We start from the raw sequence: 507 nt of genomic DNA on the forward strand, positions 1-507 counted from the left end.
CCAGCTGAACGTCCCGGCCGCCACGCCCGCCACCCCGGCGGCCACCGCCGAAGCGAGCAAGACCAAGCCGCCCGCCTTGACGGCCGCGGCCAGTCCCAGCAGGTAGAGCGCCCGTTTGCCGGCGGCGCCCACCGGAAGCACCGGCTTCACTGTGCGGTGACGGCGTGTGCTGCGGGGATGGCGGAGGCGCTCACGCGCTTGCGGAACACCCAGTACGTGTAGCCCTGATAGACCAGCACGGCCGGGATGCCGAACAGCGCCACTACGCTCATCACGCCCAGCGTGTAGTCCGACGACGACGCCGAGTCCACCGTCAGGCTGAAGGCCTCGTCGATGGTCGAGGGCAGTACCGTGGGGAACACCGCGGTGAAGATGGTTGCCGACCCGGCGACCACGAAAGTGCCGAGCCCGGCGAAGGAGAGTCCGTCCCGTCCGGCCTTGGCCAGCAGCCAGGCCGCCGCCGCGCCGAGGGCGGCCAGCAACAGCGTCGCCACCGTGACGGCCTTG

Annotated in this window: 1 protein-coding gene; it reads right to left on the minus strand. The window is 71.4% G+C overall.

Features of this window, described 5'->3' with window-relative positions; genetic code table 11:
• Positions 1 to 146: 146 nt before the first annotated feature.
• Positions 147 to 507: cytochrome d ubiquinol oxidase subunit II (locus tag AC5RUJ_RS18235; protein WP_494156517.1), on the minus strand; the 361-nt coding region annotated here is incomplete at its 5' end.

The organism is Arthrobacter sp. Y3223164 (assembly GCF_059091005.1).